The organism is Oryzisolibacter sp. LB2S, assembly GCF_040732315.1.
GTDB classification, from domain to species: Bacteria; Pseudomonadota; Gammaproteobacteria; order Burkholderiales; family Burkholderiaceae_C; genus Alicycliphilus; species Alicycliphilus soli.
Window position 1 is genome coordinate 729,729 of the sequence record NZ_CP160388.1, and the last position, 16,834, is coordinate 746,562.

Below are 16,834 nucleotides of genomic sequence, written 5' to 3' on the forward strand. Positions count from 1 at the left end.
CATGGCCAAGAAAAAAGCGCCGAAGTTCGACTTCGCCAAGCTCCAGGATGACCTGCAGCGCCAGTTCCAGAATCTCGACCCCAAGGATCCGTCGCTGTGGCCGGTTCTGCCGCGCACACTTTTGTGTGTGCTGATCGCCGTCGGTGTGGCCACGTTTCTGTGGTTCTTCAAGCTGTCTGAGTTCGAGGAGGAACTGACGGCAGAGCGCAATACCGAGCAGACCCTGCGCGCCGACTATCAGAAGAAGCTCGTGAAGGCCGTGAGCCTGGACGCGCTGAAGAAGCAGCGCGAGCAGGTCCAGCAATACGTGACCCAGCTCGAAAAGCAACTGCCCAGCAAGGCAGAGATGTCGGCCCTGCTGTCGGACATCAACCAGGCCGGCCTGGGGCGCAGCCTGCAGTTCGAGCTGTTCCGCCCGGGCCAGGTGGTGGTCAAGGACTACTACGCCGAACTTCCCATTGCGATTCGAGTCGTGGGTAAGTACCACGACGTTGGGGCCTTCGCATCCGACGTTGCCAATCTCTCGCGCATCGTGACGCTGAACAATCTTTCGTTGGCGCCGCCGACCAAGGACGCCCAGGGCAATCTGACCATGGAGGCGACGGCAAGAACCTTCCGCTATCTCGATCAGGACGAGATACAGGCTCAGAAGGCCGCTGCGAAGAAGGGAGCCAAGAAATGATGCGTCGCCATTGCCCCAGGCTGCTCGCCACGCTCATGGGTGCCCTGATCCTGTCGGGGTGCGGTGGCAGTGACGAGGACGAACTGCGCCAGTGGATGAGCGACCTGCGTGCAACCACCAAGCCGCGCGTCACGCCGCTGACCGAACCCAAGCAGTTCCACCCGCAGGACTACACCGGGGACGGGAAGACCGATCCGTTCAGCCCGATGAAGCTCACGCAGGCACTGCGCCGCGAATCGTCGGAATCCGTGGCCAACGCGTCCCTGATCGCGCCCGAGATGTCCAGGCGCAAGGAGCCGCTCGAGGCCTATCCGCTTGACGCGATGAAGATGGTCGGCAGTCTGAACAAGACAGGTGCTCCGACCGCGCTCGTGAGCGTGGACAAACTCCTGTACCAGGTGCGTTCGGGCAACTACCTCGGGCAGAACTACGGAAAGATCATCGGAATTTCGGAGACAACTATCCGATTGCGCGAGATCGTCCAGGACCCCACGGGTGACTGGGTGGAGCGCATGACAACACTCGAGCTCCAAGAGGGAAATGAGGTGAGGAAATGATTCGACAGCAATCTCGTTGGAGTCGCCGCCTGCGGATGGTCGGCACGGCCATCGTGGTGGTTCTGGGCGCCACGGTCTCGCACGCACGGGGTTCCATTGAATCGGTTGCGGGTTTCATCCAGGGTGGTGCGGAGGTGTTGCGCATCGATTTCTCGGAGCCGCAGACCGAGCTGCCGACCGGCTTTGCCATCCAGTCGCCCGCGCGCATCGCACTCGACTTTCCCGCCACCACCAATGGCGCGGGCCGTTCGCTGGTGGAGATCAACCAGGGTAACGTGAAGTCGGCCAACATCGTGGAGGCCGGCGAGCGCTCGCGCATCGTGCTGAACCTGAAGCAGCCCACGTCCTACCGTGCCGAACTGCACGGCAAGACGGTGCTGGTGCTGCTCGACGCCGTGACCGGCAACGCGCGCGTGTCCAGCGGGTCTGCGGCCACGTTTGCCGAGGGGCACAACGCCGATGTGCTGCCGCTCAAGGATCTGGATTTCCGCCGTGGCAGCGATGGCGCGGGGCGCATCATCGTAGGTCTTGCCAACAACCAGGTGGGTGTTGACCTCAAGCAGCAGGGCAAGGGACTGGAGATCGACTTTCTGCGCTCATCCCTGCCCGAAGGCCTGCGCAGGCGTCTCGATGTGTCGGACTTCGGCACCCCCGTGCAGACCATCTCCGCGAGCCAGCAGGGCGAGCGCGTGCGCCTGATCATCAACCCCGTGGGGGACTGGGAGCACAGCGCGTACCAGAGCGACAACCAATTCGTCGTCGAGGTGCGCTCCAAGAAGGTCGACCTGTCCAAGCTGACCCAGGGGCCCAACTACACCGGCGAGAAACTGTCGCTCAACTTCCAGAACATCGAAGTGCGCTCGCTGCTTCAGGTGATCGCCGACTTCACCAACTTCAACATCGTCACCTCCGACACCGTCACGGGCGCGCTGACCCTGCGCCTGAAGGATGTGCCCTGGGATCAGGCCTTGCAGATCATCATGGACGCCAAGGGCCTGGGCATGCGCAAGTCCGGCACCGTGCTGTGGATCGCACCCAAGGACGAGATCGACGAGCGTACGCGCAAGGATTACGAGGCCGCGCAGGCCATCCAGAAGCTGGAGCCACTGCGTACGCAGGCCTATCAGCTGAACTACGCCAAGGCTGCCGACATGGTCACCCAGCTGACGACCAACACCTCCTCGGGCAGCGGAAGCGGCAACGGCAGCCAGAACACGCGATTCCTGACCGAGCGCGGCAATGCCATCGCCGAGCCGCGCACCAACCAGCTGTTCGTGACCGACACGCCCGCCAAACTGGAAGAAGTGCGGCAGCTGCTGCTGACGCTGGACGTGCCGGTGCGCCAGGTCATGATCGAGGCGCGCATCGTCGAGGCACGTGACACCTTTGGCCGCTCGCTGGGCGTGCGCCTGGGTGGTGGCGACCTGCGCGCCAATCGCGGCGGCGATGGCGGATACAGCCTCGGTGGCGGCAATCGTGCTGCCTGGGGCACCAACTACAGCAACGCCACGAACTCGGCCGGGTTCGGCGGAGCCGTCGATGTGGGTGGCAGCTTCGTGAATCTGCCGGCGTCACTGTCCAGCGGCCAGGCCGTGGGCTCGTTTGCCCTGTCCATCTTCAATTCCGCAGCCAACCGTTTCCTGACGCTGGAACTGTCTGCCATGGAGGCCGACGGCCAGGGCAAGATCGTCTCCAGTCCGCGCCTGATCACGGCCGACCAGACCAAGGCCCTGATCGAACAGGGTACCGAGTACCCGTATTCAGTCACTGCCCCCAATGGCGCCACCACCATCGCCTTCAAGAAGGCCGTGCTCAAGCTCGAGGTCGTGCCGCAGATCACGCCCGAGGGCAACATCATTCTGGATCTGGATGTCAACAAGGACAGCCGAGGCGAGAGCACGACCCAGGGCGTGGCCATCGACACCAAGCACATCAAGACCCAGGTGCTGGTCGAGAACGGCGGCACCGTGGTGATTGGCGGCATCTTCGAAATGGAAGAAACCAACCAGGAAAACAAGATCCCCCTGCTGGGTGACGTTCCCGTGGTCGGAAATCTGTTCAAGAACCGCACCAAGGAATCCATGAAAAGGGAAATGCTGGTGTTTATTACGCCCAAGGTCATTACGGATCGTGGGCCAGTGCGTTGAGTCTGAGCGATTGAAAGTGAATCAAGTATGAAAATTTCTGTTTTTTGCACAGTTGCCGTGGTGTGTGCGGCGGCATTGACGGCGTGCGGTGGTGGCGGCGACAGCGGCGGCGAATCACATGCGCCCTACCAAATCACCTTGCGTGCGGACAGGACGGTTTTGCCACTGAACGTGGCAGGGTATCCGCCGGGAACTGGCGCGAATGCCCCGTTCACAACCACCTTGTATGTGAATGCGACTGAGGATGGGCGTCCAATACCTGGCGGCGAAAAGGATGTTTTCGCATGCGATATCAAGGAAGGGCTGGACTCCGGTGCGCTGTACTACCTGGATGGAGACGAGGAGCACGAAAAGGATGGAAAGCCAGTGTCGTACCGCAGCATTACCTTGGGTGCCAATTCCGGGGGGAGCTCCTTTCATTTTCATGCGGGAAATCAAGCGGGTGATGTGAAGATCACCTGCTCTGTGCAGGATCCGCGTGACAAGAAACTGCACTCCGCAAGTGTCAACATCCGAGTGAGTTAGGCTGGGGGGAACCGAGATTCGAGGGCATGCACCATGCGCGAACCCGGCAATCAGTGAGTGCTGCACCATGAGTCGCGGATAGTCATGCCTGTGGGCGAAATACTGACTGTGGTGCACTCCGATACCAGTCGAGGCGCATCCATACCAATGTTCGCCTGGCGTTGTGTGGCTTCGCAGTGAAGCTCAGGTTCAGACGAGTGCTGACGCGGTGCGATGAAGCACATAGTGTGTTGGTATGTTCGCGGTCCCATAGGTACCCCGGCTTGGCCGGGGTTTTTTTCATCCGTGCTGCGCGTTGTTAAGCTCAGGGTATGAATGCAGTTCCTGAAACCATTGCCATCGACCTGGGTGAGCGTAGTTACGACATTTCCGTTGGACCTGGCCTGCTTGGCGGCCTGAGCCGGAATCCGGCGTTGCCCAAGGGCTCTGCGGCGCTTGTTGTGACCAATTCCTGCGTGCAGCCGCTGTATGGAGCGCAGTTGGAGCAACAACTGCGGGATCGATATGCCCAGGTGCACACGGTGGTCCTTCCCGATGGCGAGGAACACAAAACCTGGCAGACCCTGAACCTGATCTTCGACGCCCTGCTCAGCCATGGCTGCGACCGCAAGACCGTGCTCTACGCCCTGGGCGGCGGCGTGGTCGGCGACATGACGGGCTTTGCCGCTGCCTGCTACATGCGTGGCGTGCCCTTTGTGCAGGTGCCGACCACGTTGCTGGCGCAGGTGGATTCCAGTGTGGGCGGCAAGACCGCCATCAACCACCCGCTGGGCAAGAACATGATTGGTGCCTTCTACCAGCCGCGCCTGGTGGTGTGCGACCTGGCGACGCTCGACACGCTGCCCGCGCGCGAGCTGGCCGCCGGGCTGGCCGAGGTCATCAAGTACGGGCCCATTGCCGACATGGAGCTGTTTGCCTGGCTGGAGCAGCACATGGATGCGCTGCTCGCGCGCGACCGGGCCGCGCTGGCCCATGCCGTCAGGCGCAGCTGTGAGATCAAGGCCGCGGTGGTCGGCGCGGACGAGCGCGAATCCGGCCTGCGCGCCATCCTCAACTTCGGCCACACCTTCGGCCACGCCATCGAGGCGGGCATGGGCTACGGCGTGTGGCTGCACGGCGAGGGCGTGGCCGCCGGTATGGTCATGGCGGCCGAACTCTCGCGCCGCCTGGGCATGGTGGATGCGGCGTTTGTCGAGCGCCTCACGCGCCTGATCGCCCGCGCCGGCCTGCCCACGCGCGCGCCGGTCCTGGACGCGCAGGACAACGCCGGCCGCTACCTGGAGCTGATGCGCGTGGACAAGAAGGCCGAAGGCGGCGAGATCCGCTTCGTGCTCATCGACGGCCCGGGCAAGGCCATCATGCGCGCCGCGCCCGATGCGCTGGTGCGCGAGGTGATCGACGCCTGCTGTGCGTAGCGGTATTGATTTGATAGCTGCTCGCGCTTTGCTGGTAAGCGTTAGGGGCATATTTTATGCATGAAGCCCTGCTCGCCCCCTATGCCTGTGACCCGGCGCGCAGCCGGGGGCGCCGCTACTTCGAGGCGCCCGCGCCGACGCGCACCGAGTACCAGCGCGACCGCGACCGCATCGTGCACTCCACGGCCTTCAGGCGCCTGGTCTACAAGACCCAGGTGTTCCTGAACCACGAGGGCGACCTGTTTCGCACCCGGCTCACGCATTCGCTCGAGGTGGCGCAGCTCGGGCGCTCCATCGCGCGCTCGCTGCGGCTCAACGAGGATCTGGTCGAGGCCGTGTGCCTGGCCCATGACCTGGGCCATACGCCGTTCGGCCATGCGGGGCAGGACGTGCTCAACGAGTGCATGGAGGGCTTTGGCGGCTTCGAGCACAACCTGCAAAGCCTGCGCGTGGTCGATGTGCTCGAGGACCGCTACCCGCGGTACGACGGCATCAACCTGACCTTCGAGACGCGCGAGGGCATCCTGAAGCATTGCTCGCGCCGCAACGCCGAGCTGATCGAGGCGCGTGAACCCGGCGGCGTGGGTTCGCGCTTTCTGCTCGGCCGCCAGCCCAGCCTGGAGGCCCAGCTGTGCAACCTGGCCGACGAGATCGCCTACAACGCGCACGACATCGACGACGGCGTGCGCTCGGGCCTCATCACGCTGGAGCAGCTGCGCGAGGTGCCGCTGTTCGACCGCTATCGCGCGCAGGCCGAGGCCGAATACCCACGGCTGACCCATGCCACGAGCCCGCGTCGCCTGCTGGCCGAGGCGATACGCCGCATGCTCAGCGACCAGGTCTACGACGTGATCGATGCCACGCGCGCGGCCCTGGACGCGCATGCGCCGGCCGATGTGGACGCGGTGCGCGGCCTGCCGGTGCTGGTGCGCTTCTCCGAGGACATGCGCGCGCGCTCGCGCGAGCTCAAGCAGTTTTTGTTTCGCGAGCTCTATCGCCACCCTCAGGTGGTGCAGACCACGGACCGCGCCCGCGAGGTGGTGCGCGAGCTCTTCGCCACCTACCAGGCCGACCCGCGGCAGATGCCGCCGGCGCAGGCGGCCACCGCACTCGCGAGCGACGAGCAGCAGCGCGCCCGCACCGTGGCCGATTTCATCTCCGGCATGACCGACCGCTACGCCGCGCGCGAGCACGAGCGCCTGACCGGGCGCCGCGTGCTGGGCGGATAATGCCTGCCCCTTCGATGCACCAGAGCGCGCCATGACCACCACCTCCGATCAACCCGAACCATCCACCTGCGACGACGCCACCGTGGTGCAGGACACGGTGCGCTGGCTCGAGCGCGCCGTCATCGGCCTGAACCTGTGCCCGTTTGCCAAGGGCGTGCACACCAAGGATCAGATCCACTACGCCGTGAGCCACGCCACGGATGCGCGCGAGCTGCTACAGGATTTGCAGCGCGAGCTCGAGGCCCTGGCCGAGGCATCGCCCGAGAAGCGCGACACCACGCTGCTCATGGCGCCACTGGCCATGCCGGACTTTCTGGACTTCAACGACTTTCTCGGGCTCGCCGACGAGCTCGTCGAGGCCATGGACCTGGCCGGCATCCTGCAGGTCGCGGCGTTTCACCCGCGCTTCCAGTTCGAGGGCACGCTTGCCGACGACGTGAGCAACTGCACGAATCGCGCGCCATACCCCACGCTGCACCTGCTGCGCGAGGAGAGTCTGGACCGCGCCGTTGAGGTCTTCCCCGAGGCCGAGGAGATCTTCGAGCGCAACATCGAGGTGCTTGAGCGCCTGGGCGCCCAGGGATGGGCCGAGCTCGACGTGGGGCCGCGCTGCCCGATGGGGCATGGCGCCAAGAGCGACGACAAGACCAGCGAAAAGGGCGGGGCGTGAGCCGCGGCAAATCCAGGGCCGATGCGGCCCAGGCGGCCGAGGCGGCGGTGCTGGCCGAGCTGCGCCCGGGCCAGTCCATCGAGCTATTGAAGGAGCTGCACATCCTCACGCGCGAGGGGCGGCTCAACCAGGACTCGCGGCGCAAGCTCAAGCAGGTCTACCACCTCTACCAGTTCATCGAGCCGCTGCTCGCTGAGCTGTCCACGGACGGCCACGCGCCGCTGCTGGCCGACCATGGCGCGGGCAAGTCCTATCTGGGCTTCATCCTCTACGACCTGTTCTTCAAGCAGCTCGGGCGCGGCGAGATATACGGCATCGAGTGGCGCGCCGAGCTGGTGCGGCGCTCGCGCGCGCTGGCCGAGCGGCTGGGCTTTGCGCGCATGCAGTTCCTCGACATGTCGGTGGCGGACGCCGCAGCGGCCACGCAACTGCCCGAACGCTTTGACATCGTCACCGCGCTGCATGCCTGCGACACGGCCACGGACGACGCGATCGCCTTCGGCCTGCAGAAGCACGCCCGCGCCATGGTGCTCGTGCCCTGCTGCCAGGCCGAGGTGGCGGCCTGCCTGCGCCGCAACAAGGCGCTGAGCCTGTCGCGCACGCCGCTGGCCGAGCTCTGGCGCCACCCCATCCACACGCGCGAGCTCGGCAGCCAGATCACCAATGTGCTGCGCTGCCTGCACCTGGAGGCCTCGGGCTACCAGGTCACCGTGACCGAGCTTGTCGGCTGGGAGCACAGCCTGAAGAACGAACTCATCCTGGCGCGCTGGACCGGGCAGAAAAAGCGCAGCGCCCAGGAGCGCCTGCGCGCCATCCTGCAGGAGTTCGGGCTGGAGCAGGCCCTCGCGGCACGGTTTGGCATGGCCGCCGCCTAGATTCGTGGCCCGGTTGTCGCCCGCGCGGCGCCTTACCCCTCGGCCGTCACGACCTCGCCGCGCAGCGTGTAGGTCATGGCCTCAGTGATTCTGACGTCCACCAGCTGACCGATGAGGCGCGCCTGGCCGGGGAAATTGACCACGCGGTTGCACTCGGTGCGGCCCATGAGCTCGCCGTTGTCGCGCTTGGAGTAGCCCTCGACCAGCAGGCGCTGCACCGTGCCCACGCGCTCCTCGCTGATCTCCTTGATGTTGCGGTTGATCACGGCCTGCAGCTCCTGCAGGCGGCGCAGCTTGACCTCGTGCGGCGTGTCGTCGTGCAGGTTGGCCGCGGGCGTGCCGGGGCGCGGGCTGAAGATGAAGCTGAAGGAGTTGTCGAAGCGCACGTCGTCGATGAGCTTCATCATCTTCTGGAAGTCTTCCTCGGTCTCGCCGGGGAAGCCCACGATGAAGTCGCTGCTCATCGCCATGTCGGGGCGGATGGCGCGCAGCTTGCGCACCGTGCTCTTGTATTCCATGGCCGTGTAGCCGCGCTTCATGGCCATGAGGATGCGGTCGCTGCCATGCTGAACGGGCAGGTGCAGGTGGCTCACGAGCTTGGGGATCTTGTCGTAGGCCGCGATCAGCCGCGGCGTGAACTCGTTGGGGTGGCTGGTGGTGTAGCGGATGCGCTCAATGCCCGGGATCTCGGCCACGTACTCGAGCAGCAGGGCGAAGTCGGCCTTCTCACTGGTCTCGCCCATGGCGCCCAGGTAGGCGTTGACGTTCTGGCCCAGCAGCGTGACCTCCTTCACGCCCTGGTCGGCCAGGCCCGCGACCTCGACCAGCACGTCCTCGAACGGGCGGCTGACCTCCTCGCCGCGCGTGTAGGGCACGACGCAGTAGCTGCAGTACTTGCTGCAGCCTTCCATGATGGAGACAAAGGCGCTGGCGCCCTCGACGCGCGCGGGCGGCAGGTGGTCGAACTTCTCTATCTCGGGAAAGCTGATGTCCACCTGCGGCTTGTGCTGCCGCTGGCGCGCGTTCAGCAGCTCGGGCAGGCGGTGCAGCGTCTGCGGGCCGAAGACCACGTCCACGAAGGGCGCGCGCTTGATGATCTCCTCGCCCTCCTGGCTGGCCACGCAGCCGCCCACGCCGATGAGCACGCCCTTGTCCTTGAGATGCTTGACGCGGCCCAGGTCGGAGAACACCTTCTCCTGCGCCTTTTCGCGCACCGAGCAGGTGTTGAACAGGATGAGGTCGGCCTCGTCGGGGTTGTCCGTGGGCTCGTAGCCCTCGGCGGCCTGCATGACATCGGCCATCTTGTCCGAGTCATACTCGTTCATCTGGCAGCCAAAGGTCTTGATGAAGATTTTCTTGCTCATGGCCTGGCCCTCAGCGTGCGGTCTGCGCGGTGTTGCCGCCCTCGCCACCCTTGCGCGGCTGCCTGGCCTCGGCCTCGGTGAGTATCCAGACGGTGTGCAGCATGCCGGTGCCGGCCTCGATCACGTAGTTGACCTTGATCGGCTGGTTGATGAGGCTGTGGGCGAACACCAGCGCGTTGCCCGGGTTGAAGATGCGCAGGCCCGGCGCCAGACGCACGGGCTTGCCGTTGAGCTCGGCCTCAGCCGCGCTCAGGATCTTGAGTTCGCCGCGCAGCGCGGCCTCGGGGAAGTGGCGCTGGCCGGCGGGCGTGGGCGCCTGCTGCGCCTGGGAGGCCAGGGGCAGGGCGAGCAGGGCGGCAAGCGCCAGGGAGGGCAGTGGGGGGCAGCGTGTCATGGTGTGTATCCAGGGGCTGTTGACGCTAGAGCACAAGAAAAAAACCCACAGCGCCAGGGACGCTGCGGGTTTCTTGTTGTGGTGGTGGTACCGGGACTTGAACCTGGGACATCAGCATTATGAATGCTGCGCTCTAACCAACTGAGCTATACCACCGAAGCTGCGAAGTATAAATCAAAAAATCACTGGTGCGTGAAAACTGCGGCGCGTTTGTTCACGAAGGCGTCCATGCCTTCCTTCTGGTCCTGGGTGGCGAACAGCGCGTGGAACAGGCGGCGCTCGAACATCACGCCGTCGCTCAGCGTGCCCTCGTAGGCGCGGTTGACCGACTCCTTGGCCGCCATCACGGCGATCTGCGAGAAGCCGCAGATGACGAGGGCCGCGCCCAGGGCCTCTTCCATGAGCTTGTCCAGGGCCACGACGCGGCTGACCAGGCCGGCGCGCTCGGCCTCGGTGGCGTCCATCATGCGGGCCGTGAGGCACATGTCCATGGCCTTGGACTTGCCCACGGCGCGCGGCAGGCGCTGCGTGCCGCCGGCGCCGGGGATGACGCCGAGCTTGATCTCGGGCTGGCCGAACTTGGCGTTGTCGGCGGCGATGATGAAGTCGCACATCATGGCCAGCTCGCAGCCGCCGCCCAGGGCAAAGCCGCTCACGGCCGCGATCACGGGCTTGCGGATGCTGCGAATGGTCTCCCAGTTGCGCGTGATGAAGTCGCCCTTGTAGGCGTCGGCAAAGCTGTACTTGGCCATGGCGGTGATGTCGGCGCCCGCGGCGAAGGCCTTCTCGCTGCCGGTGACGATGATGCAGCCGATCTTCTCGTCGGCGTCAAAGGCCTTGAGCGCCGCGCCCAGTTCGTCCATGAGCTGGCCGTTCAGGGCGTTGAGTTGCTTGGGGCGGTTGAGTGTGATGACGCCGACTTTTTCCGCCTCGGTGCGGACTTCGATGCATTCGTAGGCCAAGGTGATCTCCTGTATGTAGTGGGTGAAGGGTCAGACGTTTGAATATACCCAAGGTGGCCTACGCCGGACTTGCGCCGGCGCCCAGCCAGCGCTCGGCGCTGGCGGCGTCCTGCACGTCCAGGCGCACGGTGTCGCTTGCTGCCTGCTCGGTCGGCAGGGCCAGGGGCAGGCGCAGCAGGCGCCGGTCGCGCGCGACCAGGGCCGTGACCTCGCTGGCGCTGCCCGCGTAGAGCGCCAGGTCGGCCAGCCGGTGCAGGCGCCAGGCCTGGCCCTGGGCCTCCAGGCCCAGCCATTCGTCGCCGGCCATCAGGCCCGCCACCTCGGCCGCGCCGCCGCGCAGCACGGTCTTGATCTGCAGGCCGCCGTTTTCGCTCACGCGCAGGCCCAGGCGCTGGGCGGGCTGCGCCGGCTCGGGCTGCAGCGTGATGCCGTGGGCGGCCAGCAGCTCGGCCAGCGGCAGATCCTGCGTGCCATGCACCCATTGGGCGATCTCGGCCGACCAGTCGCGGCCCGAGAGCTCCTGCAGCACGGCGAGCACGTCGGCCGCGGTCATGGGGCCGGCGCCGGTGCGTCGCCACAGCGCGCGCATCACGTCGTCAAGCGTGGTGCGGCCGCCCCGGCGCAGCGCCAGGTCCAGGCACAGGGCGACGAGCGCGCCCTTGGTGTAGTAGCTCACCGTGGCGTTGGGCGTGTTCTCGTCCTGGCGGTAGTACTTGATCCAGGCGTCGAAGCTCGCCTGGGCCACGGACTGCACGTGGCGCCCCGGCGTCTGCAGCACCTGGTTGATGGTCTTGGTGATCAGCCTGAGGTAGGTGGCGTGGTCGATGAGGCCGGCGCGGCGCAGCAGCAGGTCGTCGTAGTAGCTCGTGAAGCCCTCGAAGAACCACAGCAGCTCGGTGTGGTTCTCGCGCGCGTAGTCGTAGCGCGCGAACTCCGCCGGGCGCATGCGCTTGACGTTCCAGGCGTGAAAGTATTCGTGGCTGATCAGGCCGAGCAGCGTGGTGTAGCCCTCGCTCGCCTGCAGCTCCTTGTCGCTCTGGCCCAGGCGCGGCAGGTCGCGCCGGCCGCAGATCAGCGCCGTGCTGTTGCGGTGCTCCAGGCCGCCGTAGCCGTCGTCGACGGCGTTGAGCATGAACAGGTAGCTCTCGAACGGCGGGCGCTCGTCGCCATGCCAGAAGCGGATGGCCTGCTCGCAGATGCGCTGCGCGTCGCGCGCCAGGCGCGCGCCGTCAAACGAGGGCGCGGCGCCCGCGACGACCAGGCGGTGCGGCACGCCGCTGGCGACAAACTGGGTGCTCCACAGCGCGCCCATCTCCACGGGGCAGTCGGCCAGCTCGTCGTAGTCGCGCGCGCGGTAGCGGCCAAAGCCCGCGGCGTCGACCTGTTCGGGAGTGAGGCCCGTGGCCAGAGTCCAGTCATGCGGGGCCGGGGGCGGCAGCACCTCGAGGCCGTGCGCAGCCTCCTCCTGGCCATGCACGCGCAGGCACAGGCTGGTGGCGTTGAAGAAGCCGCGCGTGGCGTCGAGCCAGGCGGTGCGCACCGAGTGGTCGTAGGCCGCGACCTCGTAGCTCAGCTCCAGCGGCGTGCCGGCCTCGCAGGCCACGCGCCAGCGGTGCTTGTCCAGCTGCTGCAGCGGCACGCTGGCGCCGCCCTGGCGGGCCTGCAGGGACTGCAGGTTCTTGGAGAACTCGCGCACCAGATAGCTGCCGGGGATCCACACGGGCAGCGACAGCTCCTGCTCGCGCGCGGGCGCGGCCACGGTGAGCGTGACCCGGTAGAGGTGGGCGTGGCGGTTGCCGGGGTCGATGCGGTAGTGGATGGGAGCAGGGGAGGGAGCGCTGGACGACATGGAGGGGTATCAAAAAAATAGCTGCTCGCGCCTGTCAATACTAGTGTTCAGATATAAAAGTATCTGAAGCGCTTGAATGACGGGCGTGAGCAGCTCGCATATCAGGAGTGCGGCCTGCCTGCCGGCTTACTTGTCGGCGGTGGCAGCGGCGGCCAGGCGCTTTTCCACGTCCTGCGCGCCGATGGCGCCGGGCACGCGCGAGCCGTCGGCAAAGATCAGCGTGGGCGTGCCGGTGATCTTGTACTTGCGTCCGAAGGCCAGGTTGCGCTGCAGCGCGGCCGTGTCGCAGCTCGCGGCGGCCGGGGTCTTGTCGCGCAGCATATGGTCCTGCCAGGCGGCGACCCGGTCCTTGGCGCACCAGATGTTGCGCGACTTCTCGGCCGAGTCGGGGCTCAGAATGGGGTAGAGGAACAGGTACACGGTCACGTTGTCCACGTTCTGCATGTCCTTCTCGAAGCGCTTGCAATAGCCGCAGTTCGGGTCCTCGAACACGGCCAGCTTGCGCTCGCCCTTGCCGTGCACGATGGTGAAGGCGTCCTGCAGCGGCAGGGACTTGAAGTCCACGGCCGTGAGCTTGTTGATGCGGTCCTCGGTCAGGTTGCGCCGCGCCTTGGTGTCGATGAGCTCGCCCTGGATCAGGTAGTTGCCCTGGGCGTCGGTGTAGAACAGGTCCGTGCCTATGCGCACCTCGAACAGCCCCTTCATGGGCGTGGGCCGTACCTCGTCGATCTGTTGCAGCTGCGGAATGCGTTCGGCCAGGGCCTTGCGGATGGTGCCCTCCTGCGCCATGGCGTTCAGGCCCAGGCACAGGGTGGCGGCTGCCAGAAGGGAGGGGACAAGTTTCATTGTGACGTTCCGTTCGTTCTTCAACTCTTGCATGCGTGGTCGGCGCATGCGCTCAATCGCTCAATCGGTGCCCATGGCGCGGCGCGCCACCCAGGCCTTGAGCGGCCCGCTGCGCTCGAAGCCCTTCATGCCCCAGTTGCGCAGCGCAGCCAGCGCGCTCTCGCGCCGCGCAAACAGCTGCTGCAGCCCATCCATGGCCATGCCCATGGGCAGCAGTGCGGCCTTGCGCTCGCGCTCGTAGCCGCGCAGCAGGCGCATGTCGCCCACGCCGCGCCAGGCGGCGCGCTCGTGCAGCACCCGCGCCAGCGTGCGCGCGTCGCCCAGGCCCAGGTTCAGGCCCTGTCCGGCCAGCGGGTGCACGTTGTGCGCGGCGTCGCCGGCCAGCACCCAGCTCTGGCTGCGCTCGCCGGGCAGCGCGCCGCACCAGTGGCGCGCCTGCGCCTGCTGCAGCGGCCAGCTCGCGCGCGGGCCCAATGCCTGCAGCGCGCCCAGGCTGTCGTGGCTGGCCACGCGCAGCTGCGCCGTGAAATCCTCGTCGCTGGCCTGCAGCCAATGTGCGGCCTGCTCCTGGGGAACAGACCAGACCACGGCCACGGAGTTCCCCTGGGCGCCATCGAGCGGCAGAAACGCCAGGATGCTGCCGTCGGGCGCAAACCATTGGCGCGCCACCTGGCCATGGGGCCGTTCGCAGACGAGGCGCGTGGCAATGGCATGCTGGCCGTAGGGGGTGATGTCGAACTCGGCGCCAAACTCCTCGCGCGTGCGGCTCGCGCGGCCCTCGCAGACCACGGTGAGCGGTGCGGCCACGGGCTCGGTGAGCTGCTCGACCTGAGGCTGAAAGCGCACGGCATCCTGCAGGCGCGCCTCGAGCGCGGGCACGTCCACGATCCAGGTCAGCGCGTCGCAGCCCTGCTGGGCGGCGTCGAAGCACACCATGCCGTCCTGATCGGCATGCACCTGCATCTGCAGCACGGCCGTGGCGTGCTCGGCGTCCGGCCAGGCGCGCACGGATTCAAGCAGCGTGCGCGAGGCGGTGTTGAGCGCATAGGCGCGCACATCGTCCGCCTGGGCCCCTGCAGCCGGTGCGACCAGGGCCACGCGCAGGCGCTCGCGCGCCAGCAAGAGTGCCAGGGTGCGGCCCACCACGCCGGCCCCGCGGATACATACGTCAAAAGTCTGCGCCATGTTGCGGATTGTAGGAGCCGCGCCCCCGGCCTCATGGCGGCGAGGGTCGGCGCGGCGCCATGAGGTCGGCCGCTGCCCGTCGCTGCCGGCCGCCCGCCGCGGGGCATGGCCCGGCCTCATCTCTTAAAATGGCGGGTTTGTCTCCCGTACCTACGAAAGCCCTGCCATGAGCCTGCAATGCGGCATCGTGGGCCTGCCCAATGTCGGCAAGTCCACCCTCTTCAACGCCCTCACCAAGGCCGGCATCGCCGCCGAAAACTATCCCTTCTGCACCATCGAGCCCAACACCGGCGTGGTCGAGGTGCCCGATCCGCGCCTGGCCCAGCTGGCCGAGGTCGTCAAGCCCGAGCGCACCGTGCCCGCCATCGTCGAGTTCGTGGACATCGCGGGTCTGGTGGCCGGCGCGAGCAAGGGCGAGGGCCTGGGCAACCAGTTCCTGGCCCATATCCGCGAGACCGACGCCATCGTCAACGTGGTGCGCTGCTTCGAGGATCCGAATGTCGTCCACGTGGCCGGCCGCGTGGACCCGATTGCCGACATCGAGGTCATCCAGACCGAGCTGTGCCTGGCCGACCTGGCCACGGTCGAGAAGGCGCTGAACCGCTACAGCAAGGCCGCCAAGAGCGGCAACGACAAGGAGGCGGCCAAGCTCGTCTCGCTGCTCACGCCGCTGCAGGCCGCGCTCAACGAGGGCAAGCCCGCGCGCAGCGTGCCCGTCTCCAAGGAGGACGCGCCGCTGCTCAAACAGTTCTGCCTGATCACGGCCAAGCCCGCGATGTTCGTGGGCAACGTGGCCGAGGACGGTTTCGAGAACAACCCCTTCCTGGACCGCCTGAAGGACTACGCGGCCGCGCAGAACGCGCCCGTGGTCGCCATCTGCGCCAAGATCGAGGCCGAGATGGCCGAGATGAGCGACGAGGACCGCGACATGTTCCTCGAGGAAATGGGCCTGGAGGAGCCGGGCCTGAACCGCCTGATCCGCGCCGGCTACGACCTGCTGGGCCTGCAGACCTATTTCACGGCCGGCGTCAAGGAAGTGCGCGCCTGGACCATCCACAAGGGCGACACCGCCCCCCAGGCGGCCGGCGTGATCCACGGCGACTTCGAGCGCGGCTTCATCCGCGCCCAGACCATCGCCTTCGACGACTTCATCCAGTACAAGGGCGAGGCCGGCGCCAAGGACGCGGGCAAGATGCGCGCCGAGGGCAAGGACTATGTCGTCAAGGATGGCGACGTGATGAATTTCCTGTTCAATGTGTAACAGGAGCTGATCTTCGGGGTTCGCCAGTGTTCGAAGGCGTTGGCTACCGGTCTTGCGCGCCTTGGAAAGCAGGGTAGGTCGAAAGGCCGTCTTTTCTGCCTTGGATGAGGCTAATCCAATGGATTACAATTGTTCATGAATGAAGCCCTGCGCGGTATCGCTGAGCTGCCCACCTATACCCGGCTGGCCGACAAGCTCTTGAGTACGGAAGAGCGCCAAGATTTGATCGACTATCTGGCCGAGCATCCGAAGGCCGGAGATGTCATGGAGGGCACGGGCGGGGTGCGAAAGCTGCGCTGGCGGCGTGGTGGTCAAGGCAAGAGTGGCGGCGTGCGTGTCATCTACTACTATCACGATGACCTGATGCCGCTGTATCTGCTGACGTTGTTTGCCAAGGGTGACAAGGCCAACCTGACCAAGGCCGAGTGCAACGACCTGGCCGACTTGGTTGACGTGTTGGTTGAAATCTGGAGAGGAAAGACATCATGAGCACCGCATTCGAGAGCATCAAGCAGGGCTTGCAGGAAGCCATCGCCCACGCCAAGGGTGACGTGCGCGGCGTGCGCGTGCATCGTCCCCGCGAGATCGACGTGAAGGCCGTGCGTGCCAAGGTGGGCATGACTCAGGAACAGTTCGCTGCCCGCTTCGGATTCTCCACGGCAACGCTGCGGCACTGGGAGCGCGGCGACCGCACCCCGCATGGCCCGGCGCTGGTGCTGCTCAACGTGATTGAGCGCAACCCACAAGCCGTTATCGAGGCTTTGGCATGACCGGAGAAGGAGCTTCAAAAGTGGGTATGAAGGCGGGTACAAAATGACAATCCCAGCCGGCACATCCAGCATCCATGCGGCTTTAACGCCACATTTTTCGTTC

The 16,834-nt window shown here is 66.1% G+C and carries 17 protein-coding genes and 1 tRNA gene; 11 read left to right on the forward strand and 7 right to left on the reverse strand.

Translation table 11 applies throughout. From position 1 onward, the window contains the following. Position 1 precedes the first annotated feature (1 nt). From ABUE11_RS03415 to ABUE11_RS03450, 8 genes are all read left to right on the forward strand, one after another. Positions 2-682 carry a type 4a pilus biogenesis protein PilO gene (locus tag ABUE11_RS03415; RefSeq protein WP_367067685.1) on the forward strand — a complete coding sequence of 227 codons (681 nt, stop codon included), beginning with the start codon at positions 2-4 and terminating at the stop codon, positions 680-682. Next, the gene (locus tag ABUE11_RS03420; protein ID WP_367068733.1) at positions 682-1,239 is read left to right on the forward strand and encodes a pilus assembly protein PilP; all 558 of its coding nucleotides are present in this window, start codon (positions 682-684) and stop codon (positions 1,237-1,239) included. Before ABUE11_RS03415 ends, ABUE11_RS03420 begins: the two co-directional genes overlap by 1 nt. A gap of 35 nt (positions 1,240-1,274) precedes the next feature. Then, on the forward strand, positions 1,275-3,386 hold the full coding sequence (locus tag ABUE11_RS03425) for a type IV pilus secretin PilQ (protein WP_367068734.1): 2,112 nt from the start codon (positions 1,275-1,277) through the stop codon (positions 3,384-3,386). A gap of 27 nt (positions 3,387-3,413) precedes the next feature. Then, entirely contained in the window at positions 3,414-3,911 is a 498-nt protein-coding gene (locus ABUE11_RS03430; RefSeq protein ID WP_367067686.1) for a hypothetical protein, read from the forward strand. Between the two features lie 311 nt (positions 3,912-4,222). Next, on the forward strand, positions 4,223-5,326 hold the full coding sequence (aroB, locus tag ABUE11_RS03435; RefSeq protein WP_367067687.1) for a 3-dehydroquinate synthase: 1,104 nt from the start codon (positions 4,223-4,225) through the stop codon (positions 5,324-5,326). A gap of 56 nt (positions 5,327-5,382) precedes the next feature. Continuing rightward, positions 5,383-6,555, forward strand: coding sequence for a deoxyguanosinetriphosphate triphosphohydrolase (locus ABUE11_RS03440; protein WP_367067688.1), 1,173 nt, complete (start codon positions 5,383-5,385; stop codon positions 6,553-6,555). A 31-nt stretch (positions 6,556-6,586) separates the two neighbouring features. Further along, the gene (locus ABUE11_RS03445; RefSeq protein ID WP_367067689.1) at positions 6,587-7,225 is read left to right on the forward strand and encodes a DUF1415 domain-containing protein; all 639 of its coding nucleotides are present in this window, start codon (positions 6,587-6,589) and stop codon (positions 7,223-7,225) included. Next, a complete protein-coding gene (locus tag ABUE11_RS03450) occupies positions 7,222-8,100 on the forward strand; it encodes an SAM-dependent methyltransferase (RefSeq protein WP_367067690.1) in 879 nt (292 codons plus the stop codon). Before ABUE11_RS03445 ends, ABUE11_RS03450 begins: the two co-directional genes overlap by 4 nt. A gap of 32 nt (positions 8,101-8,132) precedes the next feature. Here the strand turns inward: ABUE11_RS03450 and miaB are convergent, their stop codons facing one another. The 7 genes from miaB to ABUE11_RS03485 all read right to left on the reverse strand — a co-directional run bounded on the left by miaB (position 8,133) and on the right by ABUE11_RS03485 (position 14,700). Then, a complete protein-coding gene (miaB, locus tag ABUE11_RS03455; protein WP_367067691.1) occupies positions 8,133-9,464 on the reverse strand; it encodes a tRNA (N6-isopentenyl adenosine(37)-C2)-methylthiotransferase MiaB in 1,332 nt (443 codons plus the stop codon). A 10-nt stretch (positions 9,465-9,474) separates the two neighbouring features. Then, positions 9,475-9,858 carry a hypothetical protein gene (locus ABUE11_RS03460; RefSeq protein WP_367067692.1) on the reverse strand — a complete coding sequence of 128 codons (384 nt, stop codon included), beginning with the start codon at positions 9,856-9,858 and terminating at the stop codon, positions 9,475-9,477. Positions 9,859-9,937: 79 nt separating this feature from the next. Further along, positions 9,938-10,014, reverse strand: a tRNA-Met gene (locus tag ABUE11_RS03465). A gap of 26 nt (positions 10,015-10,040) precedes the next feature. Continuing rightward, entirely contained in the window at positions 10,041-10,820 is a 780-nt protein-coding gene (locus ABUE11_RS03470) for an enoyl-CoA hydratase (protein ID WP_367067693.1), read from the reverse strand. A gap of 58 nt (positions 10,821-10,878) precedes the next feature. Beyond that, on the reverse strand, positions 10,879-12,669 hold the full coding sequence (locus ABUE11_RS03475; RefSeq protein ID WP_367067694.1) for a peptidase M61: 1,791 nt from the start codon (positions 12,667-12,669) through the stop codon (positions 10,879-10,881). Positions 12,670-12,795: 126 nt separating this feature from the next. Beyond that, positions 12,796-13,515, reverse strand: coding sequence for a DsbC family protein (locus ABUE11_RS03480; RefSeq protein ID WP_367067695.1), 720 nt, complete (start codon positions 13,513-13,515; stop codon positions 12,796-12,798). A 60-nt stretch (positions 13,516-13,575) separates the two neighbouring features. Then, a complete protein-coding gene (locus tag ABUE11_RS03485) occupies positions 13,576-14,700 on the reverse strand; it encodes an FAD-dependent monooxygenase (RefSeq protein ID WP_367067696.1) in 1,125 nt (374 codons plus the stop codon). Between the two features lie 166 nt (positions 14,701-14,866). Here ABUE11_RS03485 and ychF point away from each other — a divergent pair, with 166 nt between their 5' ends. The 3 genes from ychF to ABUE11_RS03500 all read left to right on the forward strand — a co-directional run bounded on the left by ychF (position 14,867) and on the right by ABUE11_RS03500 (position 16,731). Continuing rightward, positions 14,867-15,961 (forward strand): redox-regulated ATPase YchF, encoded by a 1,095-nt coding sequence (gene ychF / locus ABUE11_RS03490; RefSeq protein WP_367067697.1) that lies wholly within the window; start codon positions 14,867-14,869, stop codon positions 15,959-15,961. A 135-nt stretch (positions 15,962-16,096) separates the two neighbouring features. Then, positions 16,097-16,450 carry a type II toxin-antitoxin system RelE/ParE family toxin gene (locus tag ABUE11_RS03495; protein WP_367067698.1) on the forward strand — a complete coding sequence of 118 codons (354 nt, stop codon included), beginning with the start codon at positions 16,097-16,099 and terminating at the stop codon, positions 16,448-16,450. After that, positions 16,447-16,731: a helix-turn-helix domain-containing protein gene (locus tag ABUE11_RS03500; protein WP_367067699.1), complete on the forward strand. Its 285-nt coding sequence runs from the start codon at positions 16,447-16,449 to the stop codon at positions 16,729-16,731. The genes ABUE11_RS03495 and ABUE11_RS03500 overlap by 4 nt, the downstream gene beginning before the upstream one ends. Positions 16,732-16,834: the final 103 nt, after the last annotated feature.

What these genes read in the sequence shown, in the direction of transcription:
- ABUE11_RS03495 (WP_367067698.1), top strand. Translation starts at nt 16,097, where the DNA reads ATGAATGAAGCCCTGCGCGGTATCGCTGAGCTGCCCACCTATACCCGG.
- ABUE11_RS03485 (WP_367067696.1), bottom strand. Translation starts at nt 14,700, where the DNA reads ATGGCGCAGACTTTTGACGTATGTATCCGCGGGGCCGGCGTGGTGGGC.
- ABUE11_RS03440 (WP_367067688.1), top strand. Translation starts at nt 5,383, where the DNA reads ATGCATGAAGCCCTGCTCGCCCCCTATGCCTGTGACCCGGCGCGCAGC.
- ABUE11_RS03445 (WP_367067689.1), top strand. Translation starts at nt 6,587, where the DNA reads ATGACCACCACCTCCGATCAACCCGAACCATCCACCTGCGACGACGCC.
- ABUE11_RS03430 (WP_367067686.1), top strand. Translation starts at nt 3,414, where the DNA reads ATGAAAATTTCTGTTTTTTGCACAGTTGCCGTGGTGTGTGCGGCGGCA.
- aroB (WP_367067687.1), top strand. Translation starts at nt 4,223, where the DNA reads ATGAATGCAGTTCCTGAAACCATTGCCATCGACCTGGGTGAGCGTAGT.
- ABUE11_RS03500 (WP_367067699.1), top strand. Translation starts at nt 16,447, where the DNA reads ATGAGCACCGCATTCGAGAGCATCAAGCAGGGCTTGCAGGAAGCCATC.
- ABUE11_RS03460 (WP_367067692.1), bottom strand. Translation starts at nt 9,858, where the DNA reads ATGACACGCTGCCCCCCACTGCCCTCCCTGGCGCTTGCCGCCCTGCTC.
- ychF (WP_367067697.1), top strand. Translation starts at nt 14,867, where the DNA reads ATGAGCCTGCAATGCGGCATCGTGGGCCTGCCCAATGTCGGCAAGTCC.
- ABUE11_RS03475 (WP_367067694.1), bottom strand. Translation starts at nt 12,669, where the DNA reads ATGTCGTCCAGCGCTCCCTCCCCTGCTCCCATCCACTACCGCATCGAC.
- ABUE11_RS03415 (WP_367067685.1), top strand. Translation starts at nt 2, where the DNA reads ATGGCCAAGAAAAAAGCGCCGAAGTTCGACTTCGCCAAGCTCCAGGAT.
- miaB (WP_367067691.1), bottom strand. Translation starts at nt 9,464, where the DNA reads ATGAGCAAGAAAATCTTCATCAAGACCTTTGGCTGCCAGATGAACGAG.
- ABUE11_RS03420 (WP_367068733.1), top strand. Translation starts at nt 682, where the DNA reads ATGCGTCGCCATTGCCCCAGGCTGCTCGCCACGCTCATGGGTGCCCTG.
- ABUE11_RS03425 (WP_367068734.1), top strand. Translation starts at nt 1,275, where the DNA reads ATGGTCGGCACGGCCATCGTGGTGGTTCTGGGCGCCACGGTCTCGCAC.
- ABUE11_RS03480 (WP_367067695.1), bottom strand. Translation starts at nt 13,515, where the DNA reads ATGAAACTTGTCCCCTCCCTTCTGGCAGCCGCCACCCTGTGCCTGGGC.